The organism is Plantactinospora solaniradicis (genome assembly GCF_042658085.1).
GTDB lineage: Bacteria > Actinomycetota > Actinomycetes > Mycobacteriales > Micromonosporaceae > Plantactinospora > Plantactinospora solaniradicis.
Map to the genome: position 1 here is coordinate 116,503 of NZ_JBHSPR010000053.1, position 18,293 is coordinate 134,795.

The window sequence follows — 18,293 nt, forward strand, 5'->3', positions numbered from 1 at the left end:
GACCCCCTCCGATCAGTCACGCACACCGTTCCGGACGACGATCTCGCCGCCGATCATGACGGTCCGTACGTGGTCGAGCTGCGCCGGGTCCGTCACCACCAGGTCGGCGATCGCGCCCGGTACGACCCGGCCCCGCCGGGGCGCCAGCCCCGGGATGGCGTCCGCCACGTTGGCGGTCGCCATCGCCACCCCTGCCGGGAGGCTCAGCACGCCGGCCTTGGTCGCCCGGTCGATCGCCAGCAGGATCGGGTCGTGGTGACCGCCCGCGTAGTCGGTCGAGATCGTGTCGACCACTCCGGCGGCGAACATCGCGTAGAGCAGCTCCGGCCCCGTGGTGAGCCGCCGGGCTCCGAACGTGTCCAGGGTGGAGACGTCGACGATCGCACCCCGTTCCTTCAGCCGTTCGGCGTGCGCGACGGCCTCCCGCAGGACGAAGCTGGAATGGTTCGAGTGCCCGGCGATCAGCGTCACGTCGGTTCCCGCGACGGCGGCGACCTGGGCCATCGAGGCCGCCGCGTTGTGCACCAGCACCGGCACGCCCGACGCGCGGGCCTGCTCGGCCGCCTCGGCGATGCCGGACAGGGCGATGTCGAAGGCCGGCAGCACGATCCCCGAGACGATCTCGCGGACGTCGGCGACCGACAGCCTGCCGGTCAGCCCCGCGCCCGCGAGCGCCTCCTCGACGGCGGCCGGATCGAACGCCGACGCCGAGATGTGCCGGCCGAGCACCGCGATCTTCAGGTCGTTCGCCTGCCGGGGTGTGATCGTCACGCCGGTACGTCTTGCGATCTCGGCCGGGATGTAGAGGTAACTGGCCCCGCCCCCGCCGAGGGTGTGCCCGGCCCCGATCTCGCCGAGCGCGACCGCGCCGGCCCCGACCGCCTGCCGCGCGGTGAATCCGCGGTGCGCCTCGGTGAGGCCGCTCCCGTCGGCGATGGTCGCCGCCGCCAGGCAGGACGGGATGTTGCAGGAGGCGAACCTGAGGTTGATCGGGTGGGCGCCACCGGTGCCGGCGAGGGCCTGCGCGGTGACGAAGCCGTCCACGCAGAGCACCGTCGTCGTCCCCTCCAGCAGGTGCCGGTCGAGGTTGGCCAGCACCTGCGCGTGCGGCAGACCCGAATGCCCGCTGGGGAACAGCGGTACGTACCCGGTACCGTGGGTGTGGTGGTTGATCAGACCGGGGATCACCAGCATTCCGTTCGCGTCGACGATCTCGTCGACCGTGCCGTAGGAATCGGCCGGTCGCGACGCGACGATCTCGCGGACGGTGTCCCCCCGAACGACGACGTCGACCCCGTGTCGCGGGTCCGCACCCCGGCCGTCGACCAGGACGCCGTCGTGCAGCACGGTCGTACGCACGGTTCCGCCGCCCGTCAGCGGGTCGCCGGGGCGAGCCGCTCGAACCGGAACGCGGCCAGGGCGTCGCCGTGGTCCGTGCCGAGCACCTCGGCCGCGACGAGGTCACCGGCGTGCACGCTCAGGGTCGCGCCGCTGTGCGAGACGGCGAAGTGGAAGTTGGGCAACCCGACCGCCCGTCCGAGTACCGGTAGGCCGTCGCCGGGGATGGGCCGTTCACCCACCCGGACGCTCTCCACGGTCCCGGCCCGGATCCCCGGGTACAGCGCGCGGGCCGCCTCGACCACCTTGTCGACCGCCGACCGCTCGACCTCGATCGTCCCGCTCTCGGACAGCTGCGCCGCACCGTCGCTCTCCTCGCTGTGCAGCAGCAACCGTCCGGCGCCGTCCGGACGCAGGTGGACGTGCGGGGCGTGGATGACCCGGGAGACCGAGACCGCGACCGGCGAGGTGTATACGAGCACGCCCCGGGTGTTGCGCATCGGCAGGGTCAGCCCGGCGAGCGCGGCGATCCTGCCGGCATGCGGCCCCGCACAGTTGACGACGTGATCGGCGGCGAGCCGCCGTGCCGAGGCGAGCCGGACCGCGCGTACCGCCCCGGCGGTCACCTCCAGACCGGTGACGGCATCGTTCCGGACGAGTTCGGCGCCCCGGGCGACCGCGTCCGAGAGCAGGTGGCCGATCAGGCGGGTCGGCTCGATCCAGCCCTCGCGCGGGAAGAAGGCGATCTCGTGCGCCGGGAGCGCGGCAGGGTCGACGTCCGGTTCGAGGCGTACGGCCTCCGCCCGGTCGAGCCAGCGCGCCTCGTACCCGTATTCGAGGACGCCGTCGACCTTCTTCCGCAGTTCGGCACGCCCGGTGTCGTCGGCGGCCCACTCCAGGTTGCCGCCCTCGTGGTACCAGTCGCCGTGCGGTACCTCGGCCGCCAGTTTCCGGTGCGCCGCCATGCCGGCGACGTTGAGATCGTGGTAGGTCCGGGGCTGCTTGCCACAGGAGTTGGTCCACGAGAATGTCGCGCCGGAGGTGCCGCTTCCCGGCTCACCGGCGTCCACGACGGTGACCCGGGCACCCCGCCGGGTCAGCGAGGCGGTCACCGCCGCCCCGTAGACACCGGCACCGATCACCACCACGTGCTCGGCCATGCTGATCCGCCTCCATCCTCTCCCCGAGGTCGGTGCTCCGCAGGTGTTCGTCCGCATCGATGTAACTAGTTACAGGTAACTAGTTACAAGCTAGACAAGCGACTCGACGCAGTCAACAGTCCCCGAGCCACGCGCTGGCGTCAGGCGGCGGCGGTGAGGCGCCGGTGCCAGGCCACCGCCGCCGGATCGGTCAGCGAGGCGACCTGGTCGATCACCACCCGCAGCCGGGCGGCGTCGTCGGGCGCGGCCTTCCACAGCGGCGCGAAGACCGGATCCAGTGGTTCCGGCGCGCGGGCCGCCAGCACCTCCACCAGTTCGGTCAGGATCTCCCGCTGCCGCTCGTACCAGCCCTGTGCGCCCGGCCGACGCATCACGTACCGCAGTGCCATCCCCTTGAGCAGGGCGCACTGCGCCCGGATCCGCCGGGGTACGACGAGGTCGGCGGCGTACCGGCGCAGCGGGCCGACGCCGAACCGCTCCTGCGTGGCCCCCACCGCCGCCGCGACGAAGCGCCCGGTCAACACGCTGGTGGTCGCCTTGAGCGCGGCCAGCGCCCGATGACTGCCGTCGTAGTCGACCAGTGGCGCCAGCACCGGATCGTCGAGCAACTCCACCAACACCTCGGCCAGGGCGTCGGCCGACTCCGTCGAGTACCGCCCGGCGACGTCGGCGCAGAGCGCGGCCCGCTCCTCCGGATCGGTGCGCAGCGGCGGGAGCCGGAGCCTCAGATAGCCGCCGTGGATGCCGTCCTCGACGTCGTGCACCGAGTACGCGACGTCGTCGGCCCAGTCCATCACCTGGGCCTCCAGGCACCGCGCGTCGCCGCCCGGTCCGCCCCGGCGCAGCCAGGCGAAGGTGTCGGCGTCGTCGGCGTACACCCCGAACTTGGGCTGTCCGGGCCGGCGCGGCCAGGGGTACTTGCAGGTCGCGTCGAGCGATGCCCGGGTCAGGTTGAGGCCGGCGGAGGCTCCGTCCGGGCCGAGCACCTTGGCCTCCAGCCGGGTCAGTACGCGCAGCGTCTGGGCGTTCCCCTCGAAGCCGCCACAGCGCTGCGCCAGGACGTCCAGGGCGGACTCCCCGTTGTGCCCGAACGGCGGGTGACCGAGGTCGTGCGCGAGCCCGGCGACGTCCACGATGTCCGGGTCGCAGCCGAGCCGGCCACCCATCTCCCGGGCGATCTGGGCGACCTCCAGCGAGTGGGTCAGCCGGGTCCGGAGGAAGTCGTCGGTGCCCGCGGTGTGCACCTGGGTCTTCGCGGCCAGCCGACGGAAGGCCGCCGAGTGCAGTACCCGGGCCCGGTCCCGCTGGTAGGGGCTCCGTCCGTAACCGCTGTCCTTCGCCTGCTCGGCCACCAGGCGCTCCGCGTCGGGCTGGCCGGCCACGCCGCCGGTGTCCACCCCTGGCGTCAACTCCGCTGGACGAGAACGCAGAACTCGTTCCCCTCGGGGTCGGCCAGGACCGTCCAGGTGTCGTCCGGAGACTGCCCGACGTCGACGTGCCGGGCGCCCATGTTGACCAGTCGCTCGATCTCGGCCTCCTGGTCGGCGGGGCGAAGATCGATGTGTAGGCGGTTCTTCGCCTCCTTGCCGTCCGACACCGGCACGAAGACCAGGCCGGGCAGCGCGTCCGGGGACCGGCGGATCTCCACCTCGTCCGGCAGTTCGTTGACGATCTGGTAGCCGAGCGCCTCCGCCCACCACCGCGCCAACCGAGCCGGATCGGTGGCGTCGACCACCAGGTTCTCCCACACGCTGCCCATGGGCCACACCTCCGTTACGAGGGAAACGAAGTTCGCGTGTCGACCAGGTTACGCCCGGGTTCCCGGGGCGGCGCGTCAACAAACGCCCGACACTCTACGCGATTGATCCCCGCTGCCAGGCACAACAGCCGAACAGCCGAGAGTTGCCGGACAATTGCCGATGGTCATGGGGCCGCGCCCTGACATGGCTCGGTGTAGCGTGCCGAAGGCGGATGGTTACCAGGTGAAGGCGCAGAGCCTCGGCGACCGGGACCGACGCCAGGCGACATGGCGCAATGGCGCGCGACACGACGCGACGACGTGAAGAAGATCCTGACGGCGTGGCGACAGCCCGGACGGCGTGACGCGGTGGCGTGACGCAGACGGTCGTACCTGCACGGAGCGACGGGGTGAAGCAAGCCAATCGGCACCGACCGATGCTAAGGAGAGAGACCAGTGGATACTGACGCCGCCCTGCTGGCCGAACTGCACCGGCTGCGGCGAGCGGTGCCGGAGATATCGGGCGCCCTGCTGGCCGCGGTCGACGGGCTGCTGGTCGCCAGCGACCTGCCGGGTGTCGATCCGCACCACATCGCCGCGCTCTCCGCGGCGAGCGTCGGCATCGGCGACCGCTTCGCCCAGTCCGTCGGACACGGCCCGTTGCGCGAGTTCGTCGTCCGGGGCGCCGAGGGCTGGGTGGTCACCTATCCGGCCGGCGACGACGCGATCCTGACCGTCGTGGTGGCCCCGGGCACCGACCTGGCCCGGCTGCACGCCGAGGCCCGGCCGGCCGCCCACCGGCTCGGCGCGCTCTGGGCCGCGGTTCGGCAGCCGACGGTGGCCACCGCGATTCCGCCGACCACCGATCCGGACGCACCGCTGGCCACCCGTACGCCGATGGCCGCCCTGCCCGCCGGGCTCTGGTCGGAGTCGGGCGGATGGCGTTCGCCCGGCCGCCCGTGATCACCGCTCCTGTTCCTGGCCGATCGGGAAATCGCGGGGACGCCGGTGGTCGCACCGATGTGGAATGATCGGCAGCGCGGTCGCATTTGAGGGCACCAGGCGAGGGGAACGCCGCCCCGTCCGGAGGATCCGCCGAAGCGTCGACCGCCCCTGCGACCGGAGATCTGGAAGTGCGATGAAGACGCTGCGGCCCATCGTCATCCTGTCACTGCTCCTGACGATCCTCCTCGGTACGGCGCGGCCGGCAGCCGCCGCGACCATCACCTTCACCTCCGACCCGCCGCCCTCCCCGGCCACCATCCAGCAGCGGTACCCGACGCACACCTTCACCGCGACCGGCGACGAGACGATCCGCTTCGCGCTGGCGTCCGGGACCCTGCCACCGGGCATGACACTGTCGGCGGCCGGCGTCTTCTCCGGCGTGCCGACCGTGCTGGGCAGCTATTCGTTCACCGTCCGGGCCACCGGGGCGCCGAGCGGCGACTTCGCCGACCAGAGCGTCACGGTGGAGGTGTTCGCCCCGGTCATCACCTTCACCTCCGAACTCCCCGCCGCCCGGGTGGTCGGCTCCGAGCCCTACCCCGTGCACTTCTTCTACGCCACGGGCGGCAGCGGCCCGTACGACTTCTCGATCGCGTCGGGCGACCCGCCGCCGTTCCTGACGCTGTCGGGATCGGGGATGCTGAGCGGGACACCGGCCAGGGCGGGCACCTTCACGTTCGTGGTCCGGGCCACCGACCGGTTCGGCTTCTTCGCCGAGCAGACCGTCACCATCGAGGTGGTGGCACCGGTGCTCGTGCCCACGTTCGTCCCGCCGTCGCCCTGGTACATCGGCGGTACCTACTCCGGCTACCGGATCGAGGCTTCGGGCGCGAGCGGGCCGTTCATGGTCAGGGTTCTCTCGGGTGACGTGCCACCGGGCATGACCGTGGGGCCGGCCGGGGACATTCTCGGCGGGCCGGAGGAGCCGGGCACCTACACCTTCGTCGTCCGGATCACCGATGGGAGCGGCGGCTTCCACGTCGACCAGAGCATCACGATCGTCGCCGTGCTGCCGAACGCCGTCATCACCTCCGGCGAGCCGCCCCGGGGAAAGGTCGACGAGTCGTACTCGTTCACGTTCACCGCCACCGGTGACCGCAAGTTCAGGTTCAGCGTCTCCGACGGCGACCTGCCCGAGGGGCTCACCCTGAGGACCGACGGTCTGCTGAGCGGCACCCCCGAGGAAGCGGGCAGTTTCACCTTCACGGTGACGGCCGCCGGTGACGTGACGAGCGACACCCAGGAGGTGACGCTCGTTGTCGACCCGCTGACGTCGCCGTCGCCGACCCCGACCCCCACGCCGACAGCGACCCCCACGCCCACCCCGACGGCGACGACCGCGCCACCGTCCGATCTGGCCGTCACCGGATCGGACCTCGGCGCCAGCGTGCTGCTGGCACTGGTGTTGATCGGCGCGGGCGGCATCCTCGTCGTCCTGGGTCGCGTCCGGCGGAGCCGTTCGGAACTGGACGCCTGAGCCGGCCGGGCGACGAGCGGCGTCCCGGCCGGCTACGACGCAAGGGTCAGCGGCTGTCGGAGCCGGCCGTCTCGATGACGGCCCGGCCGGCCTCCAGCCGGGCCACCGGGACCCGGAACGGTGAGCAGGAGACGTAGTCCAACCCGACCTCGTGGAAGAAGTGGACCGAGTCCGGGTCGCCGCCGTGCTCGCCGCAGACCCCGAGCTTGAGCCCCGGGCGGGCCGCCCGGCCCTCCTCGGCGGCGATCCGGACCAGCCGGCCGACCCCGTCGCGGTCGATCGACTCGAATGGCGAGATCCCGAAGATGCCCAGCTCCAGGTACCGCCAGAAGAAGGCCCCCTCCACGTCGTCCCGGGAGAAGCCCCAGCCCATCTGGGTCAGGTCGTTGGTGCCGAAGGAGAAGAACTCGGCCGCCTCGGCGATCTGACCGGAGGTCAGTGCGGCCCGGGGAACCTCGATCATCGTGCCGATCAGTACCTCGACGGCCTGTTCCCGGGTCACCTCCGCGATGATCTTCTCGGCTTCGGTGCGTACCGTCTCCAGTTCCTGCACCGCGCCGACCAGCGGCACCATGATCTCCGGCTTGGGATCGCCGCCGTCCCGGGCGCACTCCACTGCCGCCTCGACGATCGCCCGTACCTGCATGGCGAACAGGCCGGGGATGACCAGCCCCAGCCGGACCCCGCGCAGGCCCAGCATCGGGTTCTGCTCGTGCATCCGGCGTACCGCGTCCAGCATGGCCTCGTCCTTGGCCGCCGGCTCGCCGCGTTCGTGGGCGACCGCGACGTGCACCGCCAACTCCTCCAGCGAGGGCAGGAACTCGTGCAGCGGCGGATCGATCAGCCGTACCGTGACCGGCAGGCCGTCCATCTCCCGGAAGATCTCCACGAAGTCCGCCCGCTGCAACGGCAGCAGGTCGGCCAGCGCGGCCTTCCGCTCGTCGTCCGTCCGGGCCAGGATCAGCCGCTCGACCAGCTCGCGCCGGTCGCCGAGGAACATGTGCTCGGTCCGGCACAGCCCGATCCCCTCGGCACCGAACCGCCGGGCCCGCGCCGCGTCCGGACCGGTGTCGGCGTTCGTCCGGACCCGCAGCCTCCGCTGCCCGTCCGCGTGCGTCATGATCCGGTGTACGGCGGCCACCAGTGCGTCGTCCGCCTCGTCCGGCCCGACGCTGCCCTCGAAGTACCGGACCACCTCGGACGGCCACACCGGCACCTCACCGAGGTAGATCTTTCCGGTGGTGCCGTCGATGGAGACCACGTCGCCCTCGCGGACGGTCTGGCCGTCCACGGTGAACTGCCGCTCGCGGACGTTGACGTCCAAGGCGTCGGCGCCGCAGACACAGGTCTTGCCCATCCCCCGGGCCACCACCGCGGCGTGGCTGGTCTTGCCACCCCGCGAGGTGAGGATGCCCCGCGAGGCGATCATGCCGGGCAGGTCGTCCGGATTGGTCTCCCGGCGGACCAGGATGACGTCCTCGCCGGCGTCGGCCAGTTCGACCGCCCGCTTCCCCTCGAAGACCACCTTGCCGACCGCCGCTCCCGGCGAGGCGCCGATGCCCTGGGCGACCGGCGTCAGGTCGGGGCCGAGCTTGAACCGGGGGAACATCAGTTGGGCGAGCTGTGCGCCGTTCACCCGGTGCAGCGCCTCGTCGAGGTCGATCAGTCCCTCGTCGACGAGCTGGGCGGCGATCACGAACGCCGCGGCGGCGGTGCGCTTGCCGACCCGGGTCTGCAACATCCACAGCTTGCCGCGCTCGATGGTGAACTCGATGTCGCACAGGTCCCGGTAGTGCTCCTCCAGCCGGGCCATGATGGCGAGCAGTTCGTCGTACGCCGGCTTGTTCAGCTCTTCGAGCTGTTGGAGCGGGACGGTGTTGCGGATCCCCGCCACCACGTCCTCGCCCTGGGCGTTGGCCAGGTAGTCGCCGTAGAGGCCCTGTGCGCCGCTGGCCGGGTCGCGGGTGAAGGCGACCCCGGTGCCGGAGTCCGCGCCGAGGTTGCCGAAGACCATCGCGACGACGTTGACCGCGGTGCCGAGGTCGGCCGGAATCCGCTCCTGCCGGCGGTAGAGCACGGCCCGATCGGCGTTCCACGACTCGAAGACCGCGTTGATGGCGAGTTCGAGCTGTTCCCGGGGCGCCTGCGGAAAGTCCCGGCCGGTGTGCTTGGTGAAGATCGTCTTGTACGCGTCGACCAGCGCCTGCAGGTCGCCCGCGTCCAGGTCCAGGTCGTTGGTCGTCCCCTTGGCCTGCTTGGCGCGATCGAGCGCGTGCTCGAACTCCTCGCCCGGTACGTCGCACACCGTCTTGCCGAACATCTGGATCAGGCGGCGGTAGGAGTCCCAGGCGAATCGCTCGTTGCCACCGGCCTGGGCGGCGAGTCCCTCGACACTCGCGTCGTTGAGCCCGACGTTCAGCACCGTCTCCATCATGCCCGGCATGGAGAACTTGGCGCCGGAGCGAACCGAGACCAGCAACGGATCGGCCGGCTCGCCGAGGCGCTTGCCCATGGCCTCCTCCAGCGCGGAGAGGTGGGCGCCGATCTCCTCGGCCAGTCCGTCCGGCTGCGCTCCGGTGCTCAGGTACGCCTTGCACGCCTCGGTGCTGATGGTGAATCCGGGGGGTACGGGCAGCCCCAGGTTGGTCATCTCGGCCAGGTTCGCGCCCTTGCCGCCGAGCAGGTCCTTCAGGTCCTTGTTGCCCTCAGTGAAGTCGTATACGTACTTGTGTTCCGACGTCTGCTGCGATGCCACGGAGCCTCCCACGCGCGCCGTTCGACACTGAACGAAGGTTTAGCCGCCCTGTACGTACCCAGGAGACGGTTTCTCGTACCAGGGAAAACGCTGGCTACTGGTGGGCGAAGGCTAAGCGACCCACGGGTGCCTTGGGACCATTCGGTGACAATGTGCACAGCCGTGAACCCTGTACGTGTTCGGGAGGTTTTGTGGGAGCGATCCCACGAACATGATCAGTCACCGAGAGCACGGCGGTCCGACGGGCAGTGACATTCGCCACGGAGTCGGCGACGCCTTCGGAATAACGCCGGGTCCGCACCGTTGACAAACTCTGAGTCCCGGATCGGTCGTACCACAGGGTGACCAACCCTTGACACGGGGCCATTTCGAACGTACGTTTCATGAAATTTGCCCGGAATCACCTGCGGCTCCCCCCGGAGAGATCTGCCGTGCGACCTGCCACCTTTCAGTCCCGGTCCACCCGCGCTTCCACCGGCGGCGACACCCCGCCCCGACTCGCCGACGTGCTACCGGCCCCGGTACGGGTCGAACCGGCCAGCGGCGTCGAGTTCATCCTGACCCCCGGCACGACGATCCGGACCACGGCCAGTCCGGACGCCGCCGCCGTCGGCCGCTACCTGGCGGACCTGCTCCGCCGCCCCACCGGCTATCCGCTGCCGATCGTCCCCGCCGGCCCGGCCGACGCACCGGGCGGAATCTCGCTCCTGCTGACCGGGAACGGGCAGGGGCTGGCCGGGGAACGGCACGCCCGGGACGGCTCGCCGGCCGAGGGTTACCGGCTGGAGATCGGCGCCACCGGCGTGGTGGTCCGGGCGCGGACCGCCGCCGGGCTCTTCTACGGCGTACAAACGCTGCGTCAACTGCTGCCGCCGAAGATCGAGGCCGGACGGCGCCAACCGGGCCCGTGGGCGATCCCCGGCGGCGTGATCTCCGACCACCCCCGGTTCGGCTACCGGGGAGCGATGCTCGACGTGGCCCGGCACTTCTTCGCCGTACCGCACGTGCTGCGGTTCATCGACCACCTGGCCCGGTACAAGCTCAACCACCTGCACCTGCACCTCACCGACGACCAGGGCTGGCGGATCGCCGTGGACTCCTGGCCCCGACTCACCACCGTCGGCGGCGCCACCGAGGTGGACGGCGGCCCCGGCGGCTACTACTCCCGCGAGGAGTACGCCGAGATCGTCGCGTACGCCGCCGCCCGGCACATCACCGTCGTACCCGAGATCGACCTGCCCGGACACACCAACGCGGCACTGAACGCGTACGGGGAACTCGCCCCGGGCGGCGAGGCGCCACCGGAGTACACCGGCACCGACGTGGGATTCAGCGCGGTGGACGTCGACAACGAGCGGACGTACCGGTTCGTCGACGACGTACTCGGCGAGGTGGCCGCGCTGACCCCCGGCGCGTACCTGCACGTCGGCGGGGACGAGGCGTTCACCCTGGGCTCGGCCGACTACACCCGCTTCATGAACCGGGTCCAGCGGATCGTCACCGGGCACGGAAAGCGGGTCCTGGGCTGGCACCAGCTCGCGGTGGCCGAGCACAGCGCGGGACGGGTCGTCCAGTACTGGGGCACGTCGACCGACGATCCGGTGGTGGCCGCCGCCGTGCGGAGCGGCGCGAAGTTGGTGCTCTCCCCCGGCAACCGGACCTATCTCGACATGAAGTACTCCGAGGCGACCCCGCTCGGCAAGGACTGGGCCGGGCTCGTCGAGGTCCGTGCCGCGTACGACTGGGATCCCGGCAGTTACCTGGCCGGGGTGCCCGCCGAGGCGGTGCTGGGCGTCGAGGCACCACTGTGGACGGAGACGATCCGGACGGTCAGCGACGTCGAGTTCATGACGTTTCCCCGGCTGCCGGCCATCGCCGAACTCGGCTGGTCACCCGCGTCGACCCACGACTGGGCGGACTTCCGGGTCAGGCTGGCCGGCCAGGGCGCGCGGTGGAGTACGGCGGGGATCACCTTCCACCGTTCGCCCGAGGTGCCCTGGGTGGGCGCTCCGGTCGTACCCGAGCCCCGGCCCGCCGGTGCCACGGCCTCCGTCCCCGGTACGCCGCCGGCGGCACCGGAGAGCGGGCCGCCCGCCGACGACCAGCCGGTGCCCATCACCTGATCGACCTCGACCGAGGGAACCGGCCCGGCGCGCCGGCCAGATCCGGCTGACCACCCGGTCGACGACGTCCGCCTCGTCGACCGGCGGGCCTGCGGCGCCCGGTGGCCTAGCCGCCGGAATCGGCCATTTCGGCACCGGCCGGCACCTCGTCGCTGTCCCGGTCCGCCAACCAGCCGTCCGGCAGGTAGACCTTGCCCGGCGAGTTCGTCCGGCCCCGGGGCTGGCCGAGCGTCTCGACCGGAAACGGCTCGGCCGGATCGAGCTTGCCCAGCAGATCGTCCAGTTCGGTCAGACCGCTCACCATCGCCAGGGCCCGACGCAGCTCGCCGCCGACCGGGAAGCCCTTCAGGTACCAGGCCACATGCTTGCGGAAGTCCACACATCCGTCCCGCTCGGCGGTGTCCGGCCGGTCTCCCCCGGCGAACCAGTCGACCAGCAGCTCGGCATGCCGGCGCATGGTCCGGGCCACCTCCCCGAGGTCCGGCAACCGGCGCTCGGAACGGCCGTCGAAGGCCGCCGCCAGATCCGCGAACAGCCACGGCCGCCCCAGGCAGCCCCGGCCGACGACGACGCCGTCGACCCCGGTGTGCGCCACCATCGCGAGCGCGTCGTCGGCCTCCCAGATGTCCCCGTTACCCAGCACCGGCACGTCCAGCGCCTGCTTCAGCGTGCCGATGGCGTCCCAGTCCGCGGTGCCGGAATACCGCTGCGCGGCCGTACGCCCGTGCAGGGCCACCAGCGCCGCACCGGCCTCCTGCGCGGCGAGACCGGCCTCGACGTACGTCAGGTGGTCGTCGTCGATGCCCTTGCGCATCTTCACCGTCACGGGCACCCCGGCCGGCGCGGCCGCCCGCACCGCCGCCCCGACGATCCGGGCGAACAGCCGGCGGCGCCACGGCAGCGCCGCCCCGCCGCCCTTCCGGGTCACCTTCGGCACCGGGCAGCCGAAGTTCAGGTCGATGTGATCGGCGAGATCCTCCTCGACCACCATCCGCACGGCCGCGGCGGTCACCGCCGGATCGGTCCCGTAGAGCTGGAGGCTGCGCGGCCGCTCGTCGCCACCGAACGCGATCATCCGCAGCGTCTTCGGATTCCGCTCCACCAGCGCCCGGGTGGTGACCATCTCGCAGACGTACAGCCCGCCACCCTGCTCCCGACAAAGCCGCCGAAACGCGACATTCGTAATTCCCGCCATCGGCGCCAACACCACCGGCGGCCACACCTCATCCCGCCCCAACCGCAATGAGCGTGTAAGCAAGGGCCCCTTCTTATCGCTTTCAGTAGAAGAAGGGCCCCTTCTTAACAGCTCACCCATAGCAGACCTTCCGCGATCCCGGTGCGTTGTGCACAGCACCCCTGGTTATCCACAGCCTCGACAAACGGCCCTGCCAAGGTACGTGACCCCGGGCAGCCTGCACCAATGACCACAGTCAGCGCACCCCGTGATCCACGACCGGACATCGAGGAACTTGCCGACCGTCAACAGCACATCGTGACACGGCGCCAGCTACTCACCGTCGGTATCGACGACATGCACATGTACCGCCAGACCCGCCGCGGTCGGTGGCAACGCGTCCTGCCGGCCACGTACGCGCTCGTCAGCGGCACGCTCACCGACGAGCAACGCCGCATCGCCGCCGCCCTCTACGTGGGGCGAGGCGGGCAGCTCACCGGACCGGCGGCCCTGAACTGGTACGGGTTCCGCTACGCGCCGAAGGTGGACCGGATGCACCTGCTCGTGCCCCACGGAACGCGCCGCGCCTCGGCCGGACACGTGGTGGTGTGGCGGGCTCTCGCGCTGGACGAGCACGCCCGCGACGCCGGCCTCTACCAGATCTGTTCACCCGCACGCGCGGTCGTCGACGCCTGCCGGGGACTGCGCGATCTCCGTACCGTGCGGTCGGTCATGGCGGAGGCGATCCAGCGCGACTTCACCGATCTGCACGCCCTCGACGAGGAGGTGATCCGCGCCGGCCGGAGCCGGACGGCGCTGGTCAGGCAGGCGTTCGCGGAGGTCCTGCACGGCGTACGGTCGTCGCCGGAGGCGGAGCTTCGGGCCTGCCTGTCCGCGAGCCGGGTACTTCCCGAGATCATCTGGAATCCCCGGCTGCTCGGCCCGGACGGCTCACGCCTGCCCACCCCGGACGGCTACCTACCGGACGCCGCGATCGCGCTGGAGGTCGACTCGCAGGAGTTCCACCTGGCACCGGCCGACTGGCGTCGCACCATGGACCGGCACAACGAACTCAGCCGGTACGGAGTGCTGATCCTGCACTTCCCGCCGAGTCAGATCCGGCGGGAACCGGAACGCGTCCGTCGCCTGGTGGAGGACGCGCACCGGTCCCGCCGGGCATCCGGCGCCCGCTGCGAGGTGTTAGTAGGGGGCCCTTCTTCTACAGAAAACGATAAGAAGGGGCCCTTCCTTACACCTCAGCAGCCGGGGAGGCGCTCGATTAGGTAGTGCTCGACCTGGTCTAGGGAGACTCGCTCCTGGGCCATGGTGTCCCGGTTCCGGACCGTCACGGCGTTGTCGTCCAGGGTGTCGAAGTCGACCGTGACGCAGAACGGGGTGCCGATCTCGTCCTGGCGGCGGTAGCGGCGGCCGATCGCCTGGGAGTCGTCGAACTCGACCGCCCAGCGCTTGCGGAGTGCTGTGGACAGATCCTTCGCCTTCGGGGAGAGGGCGGGGTTGCGGGACAGTGGGAGCACCGCCACCTTCACCGGGGCGAGCCGCGGGTCGAGACGCAGCACGGTCCGCTTGTCGACGCCACCCTTGGTGTTCGGCGCCTCGTCCTCGTCGTACGACTCCAGCAGGAAGGCGAGCACCGCCCGGGTCAGGCCGGCGGCCGGCTCGATCACGTACGGCACCCAGCGCTCCTGCTTCTCCTGGTCGAAGTACGACAGGTCGACGCCGGAGTGCTTGCTGTGCGTGGAGAGGTCGAAGTCGGTACGGTTCGCGATGCCCTCCAGCTCGGAGAACTCGGTGCCACCGAACCGGAAGCGGTACTCGATGTCCACGGTCCGCTTCGAGTAGTGCGAGAGCTTCTCCTTCGGGTGCTCGAGGAACCGCAGGTTCTCCTCGGAGAGGCCGAGGTCGAGGTACCAGTTCCAGCGCTCCCGCAGCCAGTACTCGTGCCATTCCTCGTCGGTGCCGGGCTCGACGAAGAACTCCATCTCCATCTGCTCGAACTCCCGGGTCCGGAAGATGAAGTTGCCCGGGGTGATCTCGTTGCGGAACGACTTGCCGGTCTGGGCGATGCCGAACGGCGGCTTCTTGCGGGCCGAGGCGGCGACGTTGTTGTAGTTGACGAAGATGCCCTGGGCGGTTTCGGGGCGCAGGTAGTGCAGGCCCTCCTCGCTCTCCACCGGGCCGAGGTAGGTCTTCATCAGGCCGTTGAACATCTTCGGCTCGGTGAAGGTGCCCTTGTTGCCGCAGTTCGGACAGTTCAGCTCGGCGAGCGAGGCCGGCGGCTGACCGTGCTTCTCCGCGTACGCCTCTTCCAGGTGGTCGGCCCGGAACCGCTTGTGGCAGGACTGGCACTCGGTCAGCGGGTCGACGAACGCGTCGAGGTGGCCGGAGGCGGCCCAGACGTCCCGGGACAGGATGACCGCCGAGTCCAGGCCGACGATGTCGTCCCGCTGTTGCACCATGGTCCGCCACCACTGGCGCCGGACGTTCTCCTTCAGCTCCACGCCGAGCGGACCGTAGTCCCAGGCCGACCGGGTGCCCCCGTAGATCTCGCTGGACGGGAAGACGAAGCCTCGACGCTTCGCGAGACTGACGACGGCGTCGATACGGTCGGCTGGCATGGTTACCTCCTACACCGGCTGGCGGCCGGCGGGGACAGGGTCTGGACGGTCAACAGGGACAACGGTCGCGGGCGGTGGGCACCGACGGCGTCCGGGCCCGGGTGGGTCGGCGCCGTGCACAAGGAACGGTACGGTCACCAGCGCCCCCGAGCCCAGCAGATTACTCCACGTCCGGAGTCGCACCACCAGCGCCCGGCCGCCCATCTGCCGCCGAACCGGACATGGCTAGCTGATGTCGCAGACCTTCAGGCCGCCGGCCGAGTCCTGGTCGAGCAGGGCCCGAAGATTGTCCTGACCGCCGCTGGCGTAGGTCACGTCCACCGGCACGCTCAGTTCGGTCGTGAGCGACACGTCGCCGACCTGGAACGAGGCGATCTCCGGCTCCGCGCTCACCCGACGCTGGAACTCCGCCGGCGACTCCTGCTGCTGGGCGGAGTCGCAGAGCAGGTTGTACGCCTTGCTGAACTCCTCGTCGTCGATCGCGTCAAGGTACTCGCCGACCACCGTCCTGGCCTGCTCGTTCAGCGCCTCCGAGCCGGAGACCAGCAGTCCGACCAGCGCCGCTCCGCCGCCTCCGCAGAAGAGCACCACGGCGAGGGCGGCCACCCCGATCCCGAGCCACATCCGTATTCCGCGCCCCTCGGAGGGTGGTGCGGCGAACGGTGGCGCGGCACCGGGGCCGGGCGGCGGGGCGGGCACGCCCGGCGGCACCGGCCCGAAGCCGTACGGCAGCGCCAGCGGCGTCCCGTACCCACCGGGCGCACCGTAACCGGCGCCAGGTGTGCCGTAGCCGGCGCCGGGCTGCTGCCCGTAGCCGGCGCCAGGTTGCCCGTAGCCGGCGGGGGCCGGGTAACCACCGGGCCCGCCGTGGCCAGCGCCAGAGGGGCCATGGCCAGCGGGCGCCTCGTGACCGCCAGGGGGGCCGTACGCGGCAGGCGGTCCGGGTGTGCCGGGCGGGGCGGGCACGCCGGACGGGCCGGGTACGTCAGCGGGGGTCGGGCCGTCGGCCATGGCGGGCCCGGGGTAGGACGCCGGCCCACCGGGCGGTCCGGGAACGGTCATGGGGCAAGGGTAGTGCCCGGCGCATCACCGGCCGGAGTCAGCGGCCCGGTCGCTCGGCGTGACTTCGACCGGGCCGTCCGGTTCGGCGGTGGCGAGCGCCTCGTACGCGGATGGCTCGTCGAGCGACTCGGCGAGCAGCGGGGTGGCGTGGATCTTGACGTCGAAGGCGCCGAGGGCCCGGCGATAGGTGCCGACCGACTCCCAGTCGGTGATCAGGCACCAGTGGCTCGGGTCGTCGAGGGCCCGCAGCAGTTGGCCACGACGGTAGCCAGGCCGGGCGGCGAGCGCGGCGAGCGCGGCGTGGGCCCGCTCCGTAAAGGCCGGGGCGGCGTCCTCCGCGACCACGAACCGGTTCGTGACGAGCACCGGGTGCTTCCTCCCATCGTCGGTCGGCCGGGGTGCTGGGGTGTCGCGCACGACAGCTCACCGGCCGGAGAATCGATATCTCGTAGAGTCTGTGGGATGCAGCGTACGCAGAGTGTTCTGCTGGTCCGCCTGGCAAGGGCCAACCCGACGTCGGTGTTCCTCGGCGTCCTGGTGCTGGTCCTGGTCGCCCTCTTCGCACCGGGGATCATCGGCGGGGCGCTGCTGCTGGCGCTCGCCGTCGGCCTGGGCGCCCTACTGGTGACCACCTGGCCGGTGCAGACCCCCGCCACCCGGACGATCCGGCTGGTGGTCCTGGCTCTCCTGTTCACCGCCGCACTGACGAAGATCCTCTGACCAAGCCACCGAGCCACCGAGCAACCAAGCCACCGAGCCGGGAACCATGACGTGAAGCGCTCTCATGCAAGCATGCGTTTTTGACAATCATTCTCATTGTCGCGGAGAGTGGATGACATGCTGATCCGCTCCGCCCTCCGTACCGTGGCCGTCGCCGCCACCGGCCTGCTCGCGCTGGCCGGCGCCGCCGCCTGCACCGCCGACGACGCCGGCACCGATCCCGACCGGGTCGACGTCGTCGCCGCCTTCTATCCCCTCCAGTTCGTCACCGAGCGGGTCGGCGGAGACGCCGTCCGGGTGACGAACCTCGCCAAGCCGGGCGCCGAGCCCCACGACCTCGAACTGAACCCGGGCCAGGTCGGCCAGGTCAGCGACGCGGAACTGGTGATCTACCTCGCCGGCTTCCAGCCGAGCGTGGACGAGGCGGTCGAACAGCAGGGCGGCGACCGGGCCTTCGACGTGGCGACCGTGCAGCCGCTGCTGGACGCGGCGGCCGGCGGACACGAGCACGAGGGCGAGGGCGCGGAGCACACGGGCGAGGCGGCGGGTGCCGAGGAGGAGCACGCGGAGGGCGCGGGCGGCAAGGACCCGCACGTCTGGCTGGACCCGACCCGACTGGCCAGCATCGGCGACAAGCTGGCCGATCGGCTGGGCTCCGTCGACCCGGACCGGGCCGCCGACTACACCGCCAGGGCCAAGGCGCTGCGTACCGACCTGGAGGCCCTGGATTCCGAGTACGCCCAGAGCCTCAAGACCTGCCAGCGGCGTGAACTGGTGACCAGCCACACCGCCTTCGCCTACCTGGCCCAGCGCTACCAACTGGAGCAGATCGGCATCTCCGGCCTCACCCCGGAGGACGAGCCGGCCCCGCAGCGGCTGGCCGACGTCGCCACCGAGGCCCGGGAGCACGGCGCCACCACGATCTTCTTCGAGACCCTGGTCAGCCCGAAGGTCGCCGAGACCATCGCCCGGGAGGTCGGGGCGAAGACCGAGGTGCTGGATCCGATCGAGGGCCTGCAACCGGGCAGTACCGGCGACTACCTTTCGGTGATGCGCACCAACCTGCAGACCCTGAAGACCGCCTTGGGATGCTCATGACCGAGCG

General features: G+C 71.1%; 15 protein-coding genes. 6 read left to right on the forward strand and 9 right to left on the reverse strand.

The genetic code is table 11. The features are described from left to right. Window positions 1-12: 12 nt before the first annotated feature. The 4 genes from ACFP2T_RS37060 to ACFP2T_RS37075 all read right to left on the reverse strand — a co-directional run bounded on the left by ACFP2T_RS37060 (window position 13) and on the right by ACFP2T_RS37075 (window position 4,257). Complete coding sequence (locus tag ACFP2T_RS37060; RefSeq protein WP_377430392.1) at window positions 13-1,359, reverse strand: amidohydrolase family protein; 1,347 nt, start codon at window positions 1,357-1,359, stop codon at window positions 13-15. Window positions 1,360-1,373: 14 nt separating this feature from the next. After that, a complete protein-coding gene (locus ACFP2T_RS37065; protein WP_377430394.1) occupies window positions 1,374-2,498 on the reverse strand; it encodes an NAD(P)/FAD-dependent oxidoreductase in 1,125 nt (374 codons plus the stop codon). Window positions 2,499-2,638: 140 nt separating this feature from the next. After that, window positions 2,639-3,880 (reverse strand): deoxyguanosinetriphosphate triphosphohydrolase, encoded by a 1,242-nt coding sequence (locus ACFP2T_RS37070; protein ID WP_377430753.1) that lies wholly within the window; start codon window positions 3,878-3,880, stop codon window positions 2,639-2,641. 23 nt (window positions 3,881-3,903) lie between these two features. Beyond that, entirely contained in the window at window positions 3,904-4,257 is a 354-nt protein-coding gene (locus ACFP2T_RS37075; RefSeq protein ID WP_377430397.1) for a VOC family protein, read from the reverse strand. 435 nt (window positions 4,258-4,692) lie between these two features. Between ACFP2T_RS37075 and ACFP2T_RS37080 the strand changes: the two genes are divergently transcribed. Next, complete coding sequence (locus tag ACFP2T_RS37080) at window positions 4,693-5,199, forward strand: roadblock/LC7 domain-containing protein (protein ID WP_377430399.1); 507 nt, start codon at window positions 4,693-4,695, stop codon at window positions 5,197-5,199. Between the two features lie 175 nt (window positions 5,200-5,374). After that, entirely contained in the window at window positions 5,375-6,718 is a 1,344-nt protein-coding gene (locus tag ACFP2T_RS37085; protein ID WP_377430401.1) for a putative Ig domain-containing protein, read from the forward strand. Window positions 6,719-6,764: 46 nt separating this feature from the next. Here the strand turns inward: ACFP2T_RS37085 and ppdK are convergent, their stop codons facing one another. Further along, a complete protein-coding gene (gene ppdK, locus ACFP2T_RS37090) occupies window positions 6,765-9,473 on the reverse strand; it encodes a pyruvate, phosphate dikinase (RefSeq protein WP_377430404.1) in 2,709 nt (902 codons plus the stop codon). A gap of 383 nt (window positions 9,474-9,856) precedes the next feature. Here ppdK and ACFP2T_RS37095 point away from each other — a divergent pair, with 383 nt between their 5' ends. Then, window positions 9,857-11,596, forward strand: coding sequence for a beta-N-acetylhexosaminidase (locus tag ACFP2T_RS37095; RefSeq protein ID WP_377430406.1), 1,740 nt, complete (start codon window positions 9,857-9,859; stop codon window positions 11,594-11,596). 106 nt (window positions 11,597-11,702) lie between these two features. On the opposite strand, the gene dusB is transcribed toward ACFP2T_RS37095, so the two are convergent. Continuing rightward, on the reverse strand, window positions 11,703-12,806 hold the full coding sequence (gene dusB, locus ACFP2T_RS37100) for a tRNA dihydrouridine synthase DusB (protein WP_417629219.1): 1,104 nt from the start codon (window positions 12,804-12,806) through the stop codon (window positions 11,703-11,705). A gap of 210 nt (window positions 12,807-13,016) precedes the next feature. Here dusB and ACFP2T_RS37105 point away from each other — a divergent pair, with 210 nt between their 5' ends. Next, window positions 13,017-14,057, forward strand: a complete 1,041-nt coding sequence (locus ACFP2T_RS37105) for a type IV toxin-antitoxin system AbiEi family antitoxin domain-containing protein (protein WP_377430411.1) — start codon at window positions 13,017-13,019, stop codon at window positions 14,055-14,057. On the opposite strand, the gene ACFP2T_RS37110 is transcribed toward ACFP2T_RS37105, so the two are convergent. The 3 genes from ACFP2T_RS37110 to ACFP2T_RS37120 all read right to left on the reverse strand — a co-directional run bounded on the left by ACFP2T_RS37110 (window position 14,027) and on the right by ACFP2T_RS37120 (window position 16,834). Then, entirely contained in the window at window positions 14,027-15,406 is a 1,380-nt protein-coding gene (locus ACFP2T_RS37110) for a glycine--tRNA ligase (protein ID WP_377430413.1), read from the reverse strand. The genes ACFP2T_RS37105 and ACFP2T_RS37110 overlap by 31 nt on opposite strands. A 225-nt stretch (window positions 15,407-15,631) precedes the next feature. Next, a complete protein-coding gene (locus ACFP2T_RS37115; protein WP_377430756.1) occupies window positions 15,632-16,105 on the reverse strand; it encodes a hypothetical protein in 474 nt (157 codons plus the stop codon). A gap of 387 nt (window positions 16,106-16,492) precedes the next feature. Next, window positions 16,493-16,834 carry an antibiotic biosynthesis monooxygenase family protein gene (locus tag ACFP2T_RS37120; protein ID WP_377430416.1) on the reverse strand — a complete coding sequence of 114 codons (342 nt, stop codon included), beginning with the start codon at window positions 16,832-16,834 and terminating at the stop codon, window positions 16,493-16,495. A gap of 96 nt (window positions 16,835-16,930) precedes the next feature. Here ACFP2T_RS37120 and ACFP2T_RS37125 point away from each other — a divergent pair, with 96 nt between their 5' ends. Both ACFP2T_RS37125 and ACFP2T_RS37130 read left to right on the forward strand, forming a co-directional pair. After that, a complete protein-coding gene (locus ACFP2T_RS37125) occupies window positions 16,931-17,188 on the forward strand; it encodes a hypothetical protein (protein ID WP_377430419.1) in 258 nt (85 codons plus the stop codon). 117 nt (window positions 17,189-17,305) lie between these two features. Then, window positions 17,306-18,286 (forward strand): metal ABC transporter substrate-binding protein, encoded by a 981-nt coding sequence (locus ACFP2T_RS37130; protein WP_377430421.1) that lies wholly within the window; start codon window positions 17,306-17,308, stop codon window positions 18,284-18,286. The last annotated feature ends 7 nt before the right edge of the window (window positions 18,287-18,293 follow it).

Bases quoted from the DNA above. Each gene is read 5' to 3' on its own strand.
- ACFP2T_RS37095 (WP_377430406.1), top strand. From the start codon at position 9,857: ATGAAATTTGCCCGGAATCACCTGCGGCTCCCCCCGGAGAGATCTGCC.
- ACFP2T_RS37130 (WP_377430421.1), top strand. From the start codon at position 17,306: ATGCTGATCCGCTCCGCCCTCCGTACCGTGGCCGTCGCCGCCACCGGC.
- ACFP2T_RS37105 (WP_377430411.1), top strand. From the start codon at position 13,017: ATGACCACAGTCAGCGCACCCCGTGATCCACGACCGGACATCGAGGAA.
- ACFP2T_RS37085 (WP_377430401.1), top strand. From the start codon at position 5,375: ATGAAGACGCTGCGGCCCATCGTCATCCTGTCACTGCTCCTGACGATC.
- ACFP2T_RS37110 (WP_377430413.1), bottom strand. From the start codon at position 15,406: ATGCCAGCCGACCGTATCGACGCCGTCGTCAGTCTCGCGAAGCGTCGA.
- ACFP2T_RS37065 (WP_377430394.1), bottom strand. From the start codon at position 2,498: ATGGCCGAGCACGTGGTGGTGATCGGTGCCGGTGTCTACGGGGCGGCG.
- ACFP2T_RS37125 (WP_377430419.1), top strand. From the start codon at position 16,931: ATGCAGCGTACGCAGAGTGTTCTGCTGGTCCGCCTGGCAAGGGCCAAC.
- ACFP2T_RS37075 (WP_377430397.1), bottom strand. From the start codon at position 4,257: ATGGGCAGCGTGTGGGAGAACCTGGTGGTCGACGCCACCGATCCGGCT.